The organism is Agaribacterium sp. ZY112, assembly GCF_041346925.1.
Taxonomy (GTDB): Bacteria; Pseudomonadota; Gammaproteobacteria; order Pseudomonadales; family Cellvibrionaceae; genus Agaribacterium.
Window position 1 is genome coordinate 4,050,685 of the sequence record NZ_CP166840.1, and the last position, 15,214, is coordinate 4,065,898.

14 protein-coding genes are annotated in these 15,214 nt (G+C 41.3%); 7 read left to right on the forward strand and 7 right to left on the reverse strand.

The window, feature by feature from the left end; genetic code table 11:
• Positions 1 to 22 precede the first annotated feature (22 nt).
• The 3 genes from AB1S55_RS17620 to AB1S55_RS17630 all read left to right on the forward strand — a co-directional run bounded on the left by AB1S55_RS17620 (position 23) and on the right by AB1S55_RS17630 (position 1,589).
• A complete protein-coding gene (locus tag AB1S55_RS17620; RefSeq protein WP_370979498.1) occupies positions 23 to 547 on the forward strand; it encodes a DUF2391 family protein in 525 nt (174 codons plus the stop codon).
• A 283-nt stretch (positions 548 to 830) separates the two neighbouring features.
• Complete coding sequence (locus tag AB1S55_RS17625) at positions 831 to 1,031, forward strand: 4-oxalocrotonate tautomerase family protein (RefSeq protein WP_370979499.1); 201 nt, start codon at positions 831 to 833, stop codon at positions 1,029 to 1,031.
• A 93-nt stretch (positions 1,032 to 1,124) separates the two neighbouring features.
• Positions 1,125 to 1,589, forward strand: coding sequence for an N-acetyltransferase (locus AB1S55_RS17630; protein WP_370979500.1), 465 nt, complete (start codon positions 1,125 to 1,127; stop codon positions 1,587 to 1,589).
• 126 nt (positions 1,590 to 1,715) lie between these two features.
• Here AB1S55_RS17630 and AB1S55_RS17635 read toward each other — a convergent pair whose 3' ends face one another.
• The 3 genes from AB1S55_RS17635 to AB1S55_RS17645 all read right to left on the reverse strand — a co-directional run bounded on the left by AB1S55_RS17635 (position 1,716) and on the right by AB1S55_RS17645 (position 4,329).
• Complete coding sequence (locus AB1S55_RS17635) at positions 1,716 to 2,837, reverse strand: tetratricopeptide repeat protein (protein ID WP_370979501.1); 1,122 nt, start codon at positions 2,835 to 2,837, stop codon at positions 1,716 to 1,718.
• A gap of 84 nt (positions 2,838 to 2,921) precedes the next feature.
• A complete protein-coding gene (locus tag AB1S55_RS17640) occupies positions 2,922 to 3,614 on the reverse strand; it encodes a hypothetical protein (protein ID WP_370979502.1) in 693 nt (230 codons plus the stop codon).
• Positions 3,615 to 3,732: 118 nt separating this feature from the next.
• Entirely contained in the window at positions 3,733 to 4,329 is a 597-nt protein-coding gene (locus AB1S55_RS17645) for a helix-turn-helix domain-containing protein (protein ID WP_370979503.1), read from the reverse strand.
• 430 nt (positions 4,330 to 4,759) lie between these two features.
• On the opposite strand from AB1S55_RS17645, the gene AB1S55_RS17650 reads away from it, so the two are divergent.
• The 3 genes from AB1S55_RS17650 (at position 4,760) to AB1S55_RS17660 (ending at position 7,739) form a co-directional block, all read left to right on the forward strand.
• Positions 4,760 to 5,563 carry a hypothetical protein gene (locus tag AB1S55_RS17650; protein WP_370979504.1) on the forward strand — a complete coding sequence of 268 codons (804 nt, stop codon included), beginning with the start codon at positions 4,760 to 4,762 and terminating at the stop codon, positions 5,561 to 5,563.
• Positions 5,564 to 6,217: 654 nt separating this feature from the next.
• Positions 6,218 to 7,078 carry a delta-class carbonic anhydrase gene (locus AB1S55_RS17655; protein ID WP_370979505.1) on the forward strand — a complete coding sequence of 287 codons (861 nt, stop codon included), beginning with the start codon at positions 6,218 to 6,220 and terminating at the stop codon, positions 7,076 to 7,078.
• 277 nt (positions 7,079 to 7,355) lie between these two features.
• Positions 7,356 to 7,739 (forward strand): carboxymuconolactone decarboxylase family protein, encoded by a 384-nt coding sequence (locus AB1S55_RS17660; RefSeq protein WP_370979506.1) that lies wholly within the window; start codon positions 7,356 to 7,358, stop codon positions 7,737 to 7,739.
• 84 nt (positions 7,740 to 7,823) lie between these two features.
• On the opposite strand, the gene AB1S55_RS17665 is transcribed toward AB1S55_RS17660, so the two are convergent.
• The 4 genes from AB1S55_RS17665 to AB1S55_RS17680 all read right to left on the reverse strand — a co-directional run bounded on the left by AB1S55_RS17665 (position 7,824) and on the right by AB1S55_RS17680 (position 14,349).
• Complete coding sequence (locus tag AB1S55_RS17665) at positions 7,824 to 9,380, reverse strand: alkaline phosphatase PhoX (RefSeq protein ID WP_370979507.1); 1,557 nt, start codon at positions 9,378 to 9,380, stop codon at positions 7,824 to 7,826.
• Between the two features lie 213 nt (positions 9,381 to 9,593).
• Positions 9,594 to 11,285 carry a hypothetical protein gene (locus tag AB1S55_RS17670; RefSeq protein ID WP_370979509.1) on the reverse strand — a complete coding sequence of 564 codons (1,692 nt, stop codon included), beginning with the start codon at positions 11,283 to 11,285 and terminating at the stop codon, positions 9,594 to 9,596.
• A gap of 489 nt (positions 11,286 to 11,774) precedes the next feature.
• The gene (locus tag AB1S55_RS17675; RefSeq protein WP_370979510.1) at positions 11,775 to 12,476 is read right to left on the reverse strand and encodes a hypothetical protein; all 702 of its coding nucleotides are present in this window, start codon (positions 12,474 to 12,476) and stop codon (positions 11,775 to 11,777) included.
• A 406-nt stretch (positions 12,477 to 12,882) separates the two neighbouring features.
• Positions 12,883 to 14,349, reverse strand: coding sequence for a serine hydrolase domain-containing protein (locus AB1S55_RS17680; protein ID WP_370979511.1), 1,467 nt, complete (start codon positions 14,347 to 14,349; stop codon positions 12,883 to 12,885).
• A 373-nt stretch (positions 14,350 to 14,722) separates the two neighbouring features.
• Between AB1S55_RS17680 and AB1S55_RS17685 the strand changes: the two genes are divergently transcribed.
• Positions 14,723 to 15,172, forward strand: coding sequence for a hypothetical protein (locus AB1S55_RS17685; protein WP_370979512.1), 450 nt, complete (start codon positions 14,723 to 14,725; stop codon positions 15,170 to 15,172).
• The last annotated feature ends 42 nt before the right edge of the window (positions 15,173 to 15,214 follow it).

Here is a 15,214-nt window from a genome sequence, read left to right on the forward strand (position 1 = left end):
TTCCCCTACGAGATAATTCTAGATGATGAAGAAAAAACCAGAAGAGATCAGCGCAGAAAATGTTGAAATAACTCGAATAGGTCGTGCCGGCTATCTACACTCTGTAATTCCAATTGTAGATAGCTCAGGTAAGATTATTCAACGAGTAGTTAAGCCACTGAAGGTAGAGCTAAATTTCAGGGATATAATTCAAATCTTTGTCGGGGCATCTTTACTTGCCATCCCAATGGCATACACCGAAGAAACATGGCAACTTGGAGAAAAGCTCCCCCTTCTAAACACCGCCATTTTAGCTTCTCTATCAGTTATTTTTATAGCTATTTTTGTCTATGCAAACTTTTATCGTTTTTATTTAAAAGGTTTTGTATTTGAGTATATCAAACGAATTATTTCCATTTACTTAATATCATTATTCGTAGTGGGGTTTTTAATGACTGTTATCCAGCAGTGCCCATGGGGAATCGACAACCTGTTAGCAATCAAGCGGATTATTATTGTTACCCTTCCCGCCTCCATGAGTGCTGTAGCTGCTGATGCTATCAAATAACACCACAAGATCCCTCTGGAGAGCAAAAACAACTACAGCGTCTGAGACAACAAAAACCTATCATGGCTTTGGGGAGATTATTCAAAGTTAATCATCGGAAGTAAAACAAGCCATCTAATTGTGAGCAATAGCCAGAATCCCAAAAGTGAAACAAAAAAACCTTGATTAGGAAACAAAAGTTGCTCACTATCGACTTTATTCAATAGCATTTTATGCTTTATCTGAAATGACGTGTTAGCAAGCACCGCTACCCCCATAATTAATCTAAAACTTAGAGGTTTAAATGCCATACGTAAACGTTCAAATCACGGCAGGAGCCAGCAGAGAGCAAAAGGCCGAGGTAGTTAAGGATATCACTGACTCATTGAGTAGAGTGCTAGGTAAAAAGCCTGAGCATACTCATGTGGTAATTCAAGAGATAGAAGAGGAAAACTGGGGTTATTCTGGTTTATTAACTGACGACTGGAAAAAACAGAAACAGTGATTAGCCATATACACATGACTCATATTTGGCAATGCTCTGCATTCTCTCCCACGCCTTAATCCTCACCATAACTGAAGCACTTAAGGGCGAGCTATGAACAATATAGAATTTTTACCTTTTTCCCAAGTCGTACCAAAAGACCTCTTGAGTGTCGTTAATGAGGATTCTTTGCGAACACACCTGATAGATCATGCTTATTTTGATGAACGCAGCCTTTTAGCGTGGATGGCAGATAAGATCAATACTGATGCGAGTACTGGCTGTCGTATTCGAGCCGTTTATATAGGTGGCTCACTAGCGGGATGGTGTGGTATCCAACCTGATACCAAAGGTTTTGAATTAGCGATTGTTATCTCGCAGCGATTTTGGGGTTTTGGTATTCGTATTTTTAAAACACTTATGCTGTGGGCTAAGGAGCTAGGCCATCAAGAAGTGTTATTTCATCTGCTCGAGACTAGGCCGGAGTATAAGGCGTTGAATAAACTAGCGACTAAAGTTGATAAAACCGAGCTGGCAGGTCGAAGTTTTACAACTTACTATATAGCCGTCAGTCCCTAGGCCTACCTACTCTAAGCTTGCTTAAACTGAGCTTTAAGCAATCATACTGAGAATGCAACCAAGCTCTAACCGCTTGAGTTTCTCTACAATGTGTTATTAGAGCTCGCTTTTACTTTAAAGCACGCCCTAACTATTAAGGTCCCTGTAAAGGTCGTTGTATCTTTCTATATCTTTACTGAGAACCTTATCCTTCTTTAAAGTATCTTCACTTAAACTATCTCTAAGCTTGATGTATCGATCCCCCTGCCCCTTATAAAGATAAAGCTTCGCTAGCGTCCAAGTTGGCCACGCTTGCTCAAATCCAGCATGATTTGTACTGGCAGAAAGTAAACTCGTTAAAACAGATATCGCTTTATCCGTCTCTGTATTATTCAATAATGCCGTTTCAGCATAACGAAACTTAAGCCTATCAATGTAATAAGCGTTAGCGGGTGTCTCTTGAATAGAAAGACCCTGTTCAAAACATTGCAGGGCTTCATCCAGCAAGCCATTTCCCCGAAAACTTAGCCCTGCAACATGATGGGCTTCGGCAGATTCTGGGTGTTTTAGTATTAAGCTACGCGCGCTTGCTAAGGCCTTTTGTGACTGTTTCTTCCTACTAAATAGCTCTAACTGCTTAATACTCGCATCAAGTGAAGACAGCTTATGAAGCTGGTCTATATCTTCTTGAGCCTCCTTGGTAGAGCCACCAATAAAGCTCGGTGCATAAAGCTTAAAGTCAATAAGTAATCGAAGAGCATGTACGCTATTAGGGTCGGTCTCGACTGCAAGTTTGGCGTATTTTTTAATTTTCTTAGCTAAGATCAATCCTCGCAGCGAACCTGAGTTTCTGGCCTGACTAGCATAGGCTCTCGCCAGCCAATAGTATTCATCAGATGAACTAGGCCCTATCGCTATAGCCTTGAGCAAGTATGTACTAGCCGTTTTCGGGTCGCCCTGATCGTAAGCGATTCGTCCTAGATACACCAAAGCTTCTTCTTGCGTTGTTGTACCAAGCGCCGCCTTAAACTGCTGTTTTGCTAACTCAAGCTGCTTGTTCTCATAAAAAGATACCGCCTTATATAAGCTAACACTAGCCACATCAGTATCATCGACCTTTGTATCAGCCCTTGAAACCCCAGCTCCAGTATCAGCGGCTGCTTCTATCTGAAAACTCAAAGCTAAGCACACATATAAAATAACTCGAACACATTGAATCAATCTCCATGAAGGAAGAGACTGCCTGTTTAAGTAATGAATGTTCATCATATAAATGTCCTTATTTTCAGCTGTTCAAAGTTGATACGAGATAATTTGATTAAATAACGAATGTACGCAAGAAGAGCTCCTGTATTATTCAGTATTAGCTTGCCCTCGCTGTCTTTTCTCAGGCTCTTTTCTAATAAGGGCAAGGCTTAAACGAACTAGCCAATAGCCCATATACACAAGGGTAAGTAGTGGAGGAATAAAGAAAAACCAAAAGCCTTGTTCAGTTAGCTGCTGAGGAAATAGCTTCATTTGGCCAAGAAAGAAGGAGCCACTAGCCATAAACAACACTAGGCACATTCTCCAACTGTGTCTCAGTAGGCGCTGTTGCCTACTAACACGCTGCTTAAGCAACAAAAAAGCATCACCTACAGCCGCAATTAGATGGATGAAAGCCACGACAATGTATTGAAGAGCGGGGTATTCAAGTGACCACTCATGGACATGAAAGCTTAGATAGACATTGGCTAAACAAACCCACAACACACACAGAAAAAGCACAAAATCTATTGCACCCAAAGAACGCGTTTGAAGTTGAATTGCCCTGTAAGCCGTAGCCGTAAAATAAATCAGGCTGAGCCCTCCGAGCATATCGCCAAGGTCCTTGCCATTTACCCCCAAAGCTATGATTGAAACTCCTGTTATCAGTATTGATATATTAAAAACTCGTCCAGCATAGCGATGAATAAACGCCCCCTTATTTGCTATCAATGCAGAAAAGCCAGCAAAGATACTTATGCCACCTGTTAAGACATGTACAACCAATAAAATCTGTTCCATAAGACCTCTTTTAGCCCCTAAATCCCAACTAATGACAAAATTTAGGCGCAGCAGTAATGCCCCTGATGCTTTACAGGGAGTGCGTTGTTTTTCAGAGTGTGACGTCGCTATTAAATGACTAGCGCAGTAGAGGAATCACTGGCTTATACCAGCACCGTTTCCGCTGATGACTTAATACGCTGTTGTAAACCGCTATAGTCAGTACATACAGGTATAAGACGGCCATTGAGGCAACAAAGAAATGGAAAGTAACTGTGGAAACAGCATTACTCACAAGAATGGCCATTAGACAAACACCATAAACGGCAAATACAAGCAAGTTCCAGAGTAACTGAAAGTTCAAAACGCAAACACCTAAGTCATTGACATACTGCGTGCGATTTCGCTGAACGATCCAGATAAGCAAAGGGGCAATAAGACCAAGAAGAGGGAAAAGTAGGCAACTTAGTTGAGAAAGGTTGAGTAGTACCAGCATATTTGGATCATCGCTCAAATCCAAGTCGATAAGCTCTTCTGCACTCAAATTTAAGACATGCGCCAACTTCTTCAGTGTTCGTCCTCGAGGAATTGACTCTCCCTTTTCTACTCGCTGGATCGTCCGTAAACTCAGACCACTCAAGTCAGCTAAGGCTTCCTGAGAAAACCCTTGCTTTACCCGCTGCTCGACAATGCGCTTGCTTAAACCTTCTTTACTCATTACACCAGACTCATTCATACAAATAACCCGCTTGTAGCTATTACGCTCTCAATCCACGGGGTGAATCATAGGCAAACGCTCGCATCACAGTAACGTCATCGCTATGTCATTTCTACGTCAATAGCGCCAAATGTACAATAAACACACAAAACAAGCCCTTTGAAGGAAAAAAACAAACAAACTGTACAAGTTGAAAACAAGTAGAAACAATAAGTGAATCAGGTGTAAAAATAAGCTTAATAGATCTTTCGCTGTAGCGCTGGCACTGCAATTGCCCTATAAATATGATGATCACCGGCTTCACATAAAGAGCATGCCAATTTTTCTGCTTGTGACGCTCGTATTAAGACAGCTATTAAAAGAGCACCTAGAAAGGCATTAGAATACACCTGCACCAATGGCATCCTAATGGCGCCCTAGCACCTACTTAAGAGCATACTCACTTAGCATGTTAAAAACGGCCTTATTAACTTTATCTATTCTCATGCTTGCACTGTTATTCCAGCAAACATATGGGCTTAAAAGCTTAACATCCAATAAAAGCGGTAACGATAGAGCCAACAAAGAATTTGCTAACAGCTATTGCCACAATCAGGCGGAGCAACAAACTCACGACCAATTAAGCATATATAGAACAGCAGCGGGCTTCGATTTACACATTCCTGGCTGGGTCCATCTACAGCGTCACACAGCTCAGTTTAATCAACGATGTGAACTTCTGAGCATTCACCTGAACTTTTTTATAGTCGACGGCCATATTCACCCAATAGCGCATCACGAAAGTGGCCACCAGAACTATAAGCGACAATTTGGCACTGCAGATAGATTTACCGCGATGCTTAGCTTTAAAAGACCAATTGCCCATACAGAAAGGCCTTTTAGGCAGTGTGAAAACAAAGAGTTAAGCATTGACTACCCCGAATACCATCTTGAGGTATGCCCCTCGGTGAAAATGAGCACGAGCAAGCCTGCCTACCTTATGTCGCACTTCCCTGTCTTTTTCTTTAAAGATAAAAAAGGCTACCTAGCCTCACTTACTTGCTCTCATAGGCAACTAGAAGGCTACCGCTTGCACAACATACATAACTTAGATGTAGAGTACCCATGCAGAGGTTACTGGAGTTGGAGAGATGACAGCTTTATTATGTTTGATATATCCAAGGGGCAGATATTAAAAAAGACTTATAGATCGATAAAACAAACGGAAGACATCATCAACTCTTGGCTTGTCGCTATGCCAAAAAAAGAGTGAAATAAAAGAATACAGACCAACACCATAGAATATGGGCATAAAAAGATCAGATGCGATCTGGGGCAAAATTAGCCGAAGCGCAAGCCTTCCTACCTGATCATATGTTATCTTGGGGTTCGGCTGTGGAATCGGCACCAAGGCTATTTATCACTCACCTTATGTTAAAAATTGAGCTATAGATACCTCGGAAACATACTTGAAATTGCAAGAGTACTTAAACCCGTGAGGCCTCTGTAAGTAACACTAGTATGTCTTAGACATTCCTACTTTCGTTTGTTTAACATGGTTAAAACCTATATTAAAACGAATCTCAGACATACCTGAGATCTGCATTTTCAGTGAAGACAAACTAATAACAGAGATCAAAGATTTAGGCTTTCTATTGAAAGGAAATGGCATTACGCCCCACAGAATATAGAAGTGTTATAATTGCGAAAAACTCATGAGTTAAGTAGTAAAAAAGAACATAAGTACCAGGTTCACATACAAACCAAATAGAGAATAAATAGCAAGATCAGACCGATATTATTGGTAGCGATACGCTAGGTAGGCTTTATATTAAGCACTTTTAACTTTAATTTCCCCGCCTATAAATCATAACAAGGGGAATACCTACTGCAAATATTTATCAACCACTACCAAGGAAGTACCCACATGAAAAAACAAGCATTACTTGCATTAACCGTGGCAATGCTATTGCCTCTTAGCTCAACAGCTAAAGAACATAATCATAAAGCAGTTTCAGATAAAATTATCTCAGAACAAAGGGCCAAACTCGCAGCCAACACCAAAGGTAAAGGCTTTGGTCCTCAAGCACCACGCAATATTGATTCGATCTCAGGTGAGAACACTCGCCTTTTTGGTACTGCGCCAACTTATACAGAGATGAATCTGTGTAATATCCACTTCCATAAAAATGCCGAACATCAAGGTGGTGAATTTAGCACCTATGCAGGTAATGGTGATGGCCACGGATTCCAAAGTGGCTATGTGTATTCAGGCACGCTAAGCGCTTCGGAATTAACACCCAGTAAAAATGATATTTGCCCAAGTGATCATGGAAGTTTAAGCTCCGGTGATACGATAGAGGTGCACTACGTACACTCCAGCGCTCAAATTAAACCAGGGCCGACACTAGGCTCTTGTTTAAATGATGCCATCAAGAATCCCCAGTTGCGTGTAGAAACACAAGTTTATGTTCTGGTGAATGACAAAAACGCTTTAGATTTCACCCAACTAACTAAATACGGGCAACAAAATGGCCTATACCAAGCCTTAAATATTCCCAGCAATACAGGCAGCCCTGTACAGTATGCCGGTTCGACTACAGGCCCAGGTTACAACGAAAAAGGCTCTCCATTTCAAGTTACGTGGAGCGTTCGACCAAAGGTTGCCAAAGTGAATATAGACACCGTTGGTAAATGGTGTGAGGCTAACATCTTCGAAGAAGATCACGCTCATGGAGTAAGAAATCTAGTGGTCAACCCTGATCTGCTTTCAAAGATTGAGCAATAAGTCCTACCAAATAGACCTAGAAAAATTAGGATAAAATGGTTCAAAGTGGCGTGCTAGTTCGGACTAGCCTGCCCTTTGTATCATTACTGAATAGCTATTGACTCATATATAAGGGAATTACATGGGCCAGGTTTTAATTTTGCTAGAGCTTTAGCTGTGTTCGGATAGCCATAGCCAATCTTAAAATCGCTATTTCGTAAACTGGCCGGTTAAACGACAGTTGCACTTATGAGCCTATAACACACACTTTTTCACACTTAAGAGAAACGGCTAAATTATGGACGATGCACTAACAAAAGCACGAGAACTGCTACAAGATATAGACCCGGCTATGGAAACAGTTCTTGCAGAAAGATATGACAAGCTGCTACCCGGTTTTTCAGAGACCGTCATTGAAATGGCATACGGTCGTATTTATTCTCGTGAAGGTTTAGATATCAAGACTCGCTACATAGCTACTATTGCGGCATTGACAGCCCAAGGCGCGCAAACATTACCTCAGCTTAAAGTGAATATACGCTCAGCTTTAAAACAAGGTGTTACACAAAGAGAAATCTCTGAGGTTATTTTACAGATGTCACTTTATGGCGGCCTTCCATCTATGATTAACGCCCTAAATGCGGCCAAAGAAATATTTGAAGAGATCGCGATAGAATCGTAAAGCTATGTAGACAACCTAATAGCCCACAGCTCTTTACCCTCAAATAAAGGGCGAGAATAGCATACTGTATCCTCGCCCTTGGCATTATTTAGCTGAATAAGCTAAACGACGTACAAAATTACTATCGTAGTTATGTGAGCAAGTACGAACACGACTCCACCAGTATCTCTTTTTGTACTTCTGACATACTGGAGGTACAACACCACTCACATCAAAGCGCCATAGAGCATCACCAAAACCATTTTCAACATTATCTAAGTTAGTTGAATCGGGGTGCTGTACAGCTACTACAAACTCTGTTGGAAGCTCTGGGTTAAAGATCATGCCCGTCGCTTCTGCACCATCCACTTGAATACTTAAAAAGTGATCTAAAGACTCAGCCACACCGTCGCTATTTACATCACGAACAAACCAAATATCACCACCAACATCGGAGCTGTTTGGCGCATCTTCGATAATATAAATATTACCCAATGCATCTTGAGCAAGGTTGTCCGGCGAATTTAATACACCGGTGGTTGCAGGAAAATCTTTATTTTTAGGGGTATGATCTTCGCTAGCAAGAATGCGCACTTTAGCTCTGTTTTTACCGCGCATTTCAATGGTATATACCGATTTTTCTGAGGTAACAGCAACATAAAGTACTTCACGCCCGTTTGCTAATAGCCCTACTTCTACATCTTCAGGTCGGCCAAAAGGGGTAGCATTAACTTCATCCGCAGCAATACGACCACCAAAAGTATCTGGATTTGAGCGAGGATCTGCAGAGATACCGTTTTTAAAGGGGCTAACCTTAGTGCTGGGCTTACCATTTTTATCAGTGATAGCTACCCACGTTGCTCTACCGGTTCGCGGCTGGTTAAGGTTAACATCGTCGTTCCACATCGCATCCGCTTCACCATTAAAGTCATTAACCGAAAGCACAAAAGTTTGGCCGCCTTTACTAAGGTCGTTTTGATCCTTTAATACAAGCTTATAAATAGAACCCGAATTATATTCATCAACATAATAAACAACATTGGCATATGCCTTAGAAAACATAATGCCTTCGTGACTGACGTTGGCAAAACTATCTAACTCTCGAACTTCAATATCCTTAGGCTCCGCCATAGGGTTAAGAATTTCAATCACACGACCTTCACCGGACCACTCTTCACCGGTAATGACTGTACCCATAGGGGTAAAACGCGCGGGATCAAAAGCACCGTAGTCATTATCCCACGTACCTGGCTCACCACGAACACCAGAGCCATCACCAGAAAAAAGCACAACATTGCTATCCTCAAATACACTATAACGACTCACACCGGCACCAAAAGGCGACTCGTGAGGAATAAAGATATATTCGCCTGTTGGATCAAAAGCGACCATATCCCACATAGAAGCTGAGGTTGATGCTCCTGGAGCACGAACCACAGACTGATTAGCATCGGCTTCAATTTCGGCCATGCTTGTCAGGTTTTCTTGGCTGATACCGGCAGGTGCGCGCCAGGGGCCATTAAGCTCATTAATATGATTAGGGCTGGCAACCGAAGACGACTGAGTAAGTGGATTAAAATAAATATCGGTACCCGCAAATGATAACTGAGACACAGCAACAGTAGCTGCACCGACAAACATACGTAATAAACATGTTCTCATTGTTGATTTCCCCAAGTTTGAATATATAAATAACAAGCATGATGCAAGGTCCTTGCGATCTGCCTAGAGCATCACAAGGATAAAAATGAGAGCAACACAACTCTGCCTAACTTAGTATTAGGTCGTGTAAGCGAGATCCTCTCAGAAATAGTGATGGCCAACTAAACACATAAATGCCGCTTCGTTTTGCTGTAATAATTAGTTTTACTGCTGCTACGGATTTTTTTCTTTTACGACTTTTCTATTGGCCCCTGCTTGCCAATCCAAGCGAATATCCCAAGAGTAAAAAGATTCTATGGGTAATGTAGGTGAATTTTTGTTATCAATAGTTTGGTACACATTTTTAGGGCTTGTCACTGTTGCATCTCGCCCATAAATAAAGTCTTGATTTTCAACAATTACCTTGTAAGCCTTATTAAGCTCCAAAGCTCTTTCTACAGATGGAACAATTAAGCTATAAAGATTGGGGGCAGCACGCACTTTGTCTTTATTTACCGAACCATCAGCGTTAAACCAACGCTCTAACATCTCACTATTACTACGAAGCTCATCCCCGCCACCTGCACGCTGGAAGTAAGTAAGAATCTCTCCATCTTTTTCACCCATATTGGGTGCATCATGCATTTTCTTTAAATCGATATAAGACCAACCAATCCCACCATCAACCTTACGAGCAAAGCTAAAGGTTTTATCTATGGTAGAACCGATGGATGTATGGCAGCCCATACAAAAGAAGTTTTCCTCATAGGTATTTGCACGTAATTCTCCATTATGAGACTCAATAAAACCTTGAATAGACCAGCCATTGCCGTTATCTAAACCATAGTCACCTAGGTTTTGATACCCTGGTAAATGGCCCGCCGCCTTTTCATAGCTTTCTAACTCATACTGTCTTGCATAAACACCTTTTTGGTAAGCTCGCCACTTTTTCATATAACGCACTTCTTTCATACGTTTAGAGACTGTAATTTGTTGATTCTCATCGATACCAACATAACGCACGGTATGAAGAAACTCGGTGCCTTCAGGATAAAGGTGCGTATCAATAAAATAAGGTTCGGCAGCACCCACATAGTGGCTGATATCGTCAATGCTTGTAATCTCACCTATCTCTCCATCTTGATTTAAATCTTTGCCAATATTTTTCTCGTTAATAGGCAAGCTGCTAATCGATTTAAGCCCCTTAATATTGGCCTCAAGAATGGATAAGTTAGCCCGGTAAACATCTAAGGAGTACTCTCCATCTACCGTTTGTCGATAGACTTCCGGCAAACGGATCATGACATCATCTGTAGAACCATTAGTCGGCCAAAAAGTGCTCGGCATGGGTTTGTAATTAAATGCGACCCAGTGACTGCCATCTTTTGCAAAACCAAATTTATCAAAAGCCTCTGCCCCTAAATGCAAATTGTGCAAGTCTGGAATCCAACCTTTAAAACCCACTTCTTTTAAACGAGCAGCCAAAGCACTGTAATTATCAGTATCAATCCACTGGTGAATTTCCTCATCCGATATTTGCTCCACCTGTGAGCGTTTATCTTCAAATAAGTTTTTCCAATGGTTACTCAAGCCCTCATCACTAAAGCTATAGGCAATTTGCAAGGCGCCATCATTCATGACGTTCTCACGGCCTTTTATTTCATTCTGATGACAAACATAACACGGGTTATTTTTACCTTCCGTTTTTGTATAACACTGGGGGGGAATCACTGCCTCACGGTTATACATAGCGGCAACGGGGTGTGAATTGGGAGCTTGAGGCAATACCTCATCAGACTGACGCAAATTCGCTAGATAACGCTCATAATCCTTATGTGACAATGGGCCTTTAACTGAACTTTCCGTCCCGGCCAAAACGCCAGCATTCAATACCAGTATCAATATACTGCTTAAGGAAATCGTCACAACGTGTGCCATTGCTCGTGCAGCCTAATTATCTAAGGAGCAGACAGCCTAGATAAGAATTTTGACAGTGATGTGAAAATAAGACTGACCAATACCTCACTTAATACAAACCATACTTTAATCTTAGGCCTAGAGCCGGCCGCAACAAGCTGCCACGATGGATACAGAGGTTCGCAAGAAGGCAAATAGAAATGATAATTATTTCAATAGAAACAAATTGAGAATCAGCTTATGTCACATACAGAGAAACAAGCCCACTAAGGAACTAAAGATTCAAATAAGCGTTTTCTTTCTGACACGAACAATGAGGAAGTAGATAAACCGAACATAGCCATTGAAAAATGAATATATTGAAAAACAATGGTATTAATAAAAAATAGAGAAAACAAAAACACTTTACAGAACTAACGCGAAGCTTAGTTTCAACACAAAGTGTAAGCGGGCTAAGACGACACCCGCTTATAGCAGCTTTTATTTAGTTACTAATATTTACAAACCATTACGGCCGCCTTCGTAAGCAACATTAGGCTGTACAAGACCAGACATAATTGTGTGTACTTCAATACGCTTATTCACACTTCTCTGATTCCTAGGAAGACGCACATTAAAATTTCTAATACGGCCGTCAATACGCCCATCGATCCCCGAAAGCAAATAGCTTAATGAAGAAAAATGCGTCAAGCCAGAACGCTGCAACCGCCTTCTGTCGAAATTGGAATAATGTAACTTTCTTTGCCCCGAAACATGTAAAGAGCCATTTATTGCAATGACACCTGTTGATGCTTGATGAGCCAGCTTAATCTGCCGTGCAATAAAATCCTGCCTATAAACGGCATTACTGCCAAAGCCACTAATATAGCGAGCACAATCTGACGCTCTAATCTGCCAGCCATTATCAATAGCCTTAGTAATCAAATCATCAAATGAACCTCTATTAAATGAAACGTCTGCAGCATTCATTGAATAGTTATAATAGGCATTAAGACATGAGTCTGTTGATTGATTGGTGTTTTCACCTGGCACTTCAAGAAGAAGGTAGCGTGAACTATTACCACTGATATCTTCAACAAGTTTACTGGCGATATTTGGTCCGTTTGTTGAACCATGTATATCACTAATTATTACAATACCGCCCGTTTCAACAATCATAGTTAAATACGGTATAACAGCGTCATAATCTATATTAAGCATAATCTCTCTTTCCTTGCGATCACAGAAATCACTTGGCATTAACACATTCAGCAGCCAGCCCATCACACAACTATTATGGCCTTGACCGATCCGAGCCCCTCGCTCTGATATAGGCATTATACCTTCATACAGCGTGCGGGTAAGCAATATATTATTCAATGAAATAGCGTTGTATTTTTAGCCATTATGCGCCCACCAAACAACGAATACAGGCGCCAAAATCATCCTGCGTACAAAGTAAAGCCATTCAAAATACTTAAAACCAGAAATAGTTATTTTATCGACGCATTTATTGTTTAATGTAATGACACGTGGCTTTACCCAAAACACTTACATAAGTTTAAGCAGAAAATTTGACTATAGAAGGACATAGTAATATGTCACTACAAAAAGCGTTACACAGTATCTACTCTTCACGAAGCAAGACAAATTCACGATGCCTAATATAACTTGACTCGCCACCTTCAACTTCAGGTATAAATGTAACATCGTAATTTTTATCACGCCCCTCATTGAATACAATCCTAAAATAAGACGCAGCTAAAGGCACAAGCCGACTTTGATATGTTATTCCTTGTTTATCGTAATCTGGGATTGAGACATATAAATCGCCCTCACTTAAAGACACCTCAACAGGGCCAAATATTCCTGTGTATCGACCAACGTGATTTTCATATAAAGAAGTATCTACCGCATCAACCGGAACCTGCTGAGCCGGTGGTAGCTGTATTACAGAGCGTAACGCCGCCATCATTGTTGCAGTGAAATCTGTTTGCGCGCCACTTGATAAGATACTTACAGCAACATTTTCTTCAGGTAAAAGCCAAAACATACTACTGTAAGCTGGTGTATTCCCCCCATGATCCAAACGAGGTGTGGCATACCAATTTCCTTCACTATCATTAAAACCGTCACTAATAAAAAGCCCGTATCCGTAACTGATGGGTAGACCAATATCGAGCCCGATTTGAGGACTGATCATTTCTTGGCGCAATGATTCACTTAATATATCTTGATTACCAAACAATAAAAATTCAGCCATCTTCAATACTTCAGATGGTGTCGACCAAGTAAATTGACCGGCAGGTATACCCAGTTCCGAACTAGGTATATGATTTAGATTATTGGCACTACCGTAAACCAACTCATCACCCTCGATTATCACCCCAGAACCAAGGGCATAATTACCATCATTAAGTAGCTCAGAACGACTGACTGTCGTGCGAGGCATTGTTAACGGTAAGAAAGCTTGCTCTTTAATTAGTGATTCAAAACTAGCTCCTAAGTCTTGCTCTAATAGTGCGCCAAGGTAGCTCCAGTGGCTATTACTGTAATTAAAGAATAAGCCAGGTGGATTCATCGGCCCATAAAGCATCGGATAACTGTCTTTTGTAAAACTAAGCAAACGATTATTTTCATGAAGAGAACCATCAAACTCAGCCAAGCCTGCCTGATGACTTAACAAATCATGAACTGTCATTTTCTGCCAATTTTCTTGCTGATCATCAGCAATAAGCATCTCAGGTAATACAGAAGGAACGGCATCTGTCAGTGCCATTTTGCCCGAATCAACCTGCCTTAATAGGGCCAATGCGGTAAACATCTTAGTCGTTGAACCTAATTGAAACAGCGTGTCCTTATCAACCGGCTCCTTCCCCCCCTTCTGTTTAGCTCCGAATGCTTCAGCAAAAACAAGCTCACCGTTATGGTGAATAGCGATCGATACTGCTGGCGCAGAACTTCCCCTTAGTTGAGCTTTCGCCGCCTTTCTAACCCCTTCAAAACCATCGAGCTCCGCTGACGGCTCTTCACTGCTACCGCCACAAGCGACTAAGGAAAGCGTAATGATTAAAGTACAAGCTTGCTTCATCATGATAAATATCCCTACTCTATCTCTAAAGCCTGCCACCAAGTATTAAAAGGCAAGCATCAAAATGTATGTACAACAAATCAAGAGACTATTTGGTAAGCAAAGATGACAATAAGTTCCATATCACCTATAAAAAATAAAGTAGAGCAGTGGCTGGCAGCAATAAGAATATGAAGCCACAAATCACAAAGCATAAAAATAGGCTCAGGATGTTGGCACCTAATTCCCCACCCCTCGAACTAGACTGTCGTTACAAATAACGGGCTTACTTACCAGCCCCTGACATATTTGTTTACACATAGAAAGGCTGAGAACTCTAGCTCAGAGCTGGCTAGAGAAGGGCAGCATAACCACAAGCATCACTCAGAGGCAGAAAATGGCTATATGCGGAACTCCAGATTGCAGCGAGCAATCCGTTGGTTATTATAAAAACCAACGAACAGAAAAAATGGCGCAAATGTGCGCATACTGTAGAGCAAGAAAAGACAATACAGGCCCTCGATTAAAGCCAGGCAAGCTTCCAATTAAGAACAACAGCCTTTCTGCCAAATGGCAACTTTCTGGATCACTAAACATATACGACTGGAGTAGCGAAGAACCTTTTTTCGATACGGTATTACATGGCAGCGATGGCAATCTAGAAACAATCTGGAATGGGCGTAATGCGCACCATAGAACACAACCACACACCAATCTTACTGTTGTCTATACAAGAATGAACAACGACATAGTGATTATTGGTATCGGCAATCACACTGGCAATGGAAACAAGAAATACTCAATCTGTTTTGATGATGGCCAAACAAGACGGTGTGAAAGGAAATAAATAAAACTAGTCTAGCGTGAGAAAACATGAGGGCTCAAAGAG

Bases quoted from the DNA above. Each gene is read 5' to 3' on its own strand.
- AB1S55_RS17620 (WP_370979498.1), top strand. From the start codon at position 23: ATGATGAAGAAAAAACCAGAAGAGATCAGCGCAGAAAATGTTGAAATA.
- AB1S55_RS17625 (WP_370979499.1), top strand. From the start codon at position 831: ATGCCATACGTAAACGTTCAAATCACGGCAGGAGCCAGCAGAGAGCAA.
- AB1S55_RS17630 (WP_370979500.1), top strand. From the start codon at position 1,125: ATGAACAATATAGAATTTTTACCTTTTTCCCAAGTCGTACCAAAAGAC.
- AB1S55_RS17635 (WP_370979501.1), bottom strand. From the start codon at position 2,837: ATGATGAACATTCATTACTTAAACAGGCAGTCTCTTCCTTCATGGAGA.
- AB1S55_RS17640 (WP_370979502.1), bottom strand. From the start codon at position 3,614: ATGGAACAGATTTTATTGGTTGTACATGTCTTAACAGGTGGCATAAGT.
- AB1S55_RS17645 (WP_370979503.1), bottom strand. From the start codon at position 4,329: ATGAATGAGTCTGGTGTAATGAGTAAAGAAGGTTTAAGCAAGCGCATT.
- AB1S55_RS17650 (WP_370979504.1), top strand. From the start codon at position 4,760: ATGTTAAAAACGGCCTTATTAACTTTATCTATTCTCATGCTTGCACTG.
- AB1S55_RS17655 (WP_370979505.1), top strand. From the start codon at position 6,218: ATGAAAAAACAAGCATTACTTGCATTAACCGTGGCAATGCTATTGCCT.
- AB1S55_RS17660 (WP_370979506.1), top strand. From the start codon at position 7,356: ATGGACGATGCACTAACAAAAGCACGAGAACTGCTACAAGATATAGAC.
- AB1S55_RS17665 (WP_370979507.1), bottom strand. From the start codon at position 9,380: ATGAGAACATGTTTATTACGTATGTTTGTCGGTGCAGCTACTGTTGCT.
- AB1S55_RS17675 (WP_370979510.1), bottom strand. From the start codon at position 12,476: ATGCTTAATATAGATTATGACGCTGTTATACCGTATTTAACTATGATT.
- AB1S55_RS17680 (WP_370979511.1), bottom strand. From the start codon at position 14,349: ATGATGAAGCAAGCTTGTACTTTAATCATTACGCTTTCCTTAGTCGCT.
- AB1S55_RS17685 (WP_370979512.1), top strand. From the start codon at position 14,723: ATGGCTATATGCGGAACTCCAGATTGCAGCGAGCAATCCGTTGGTTAT.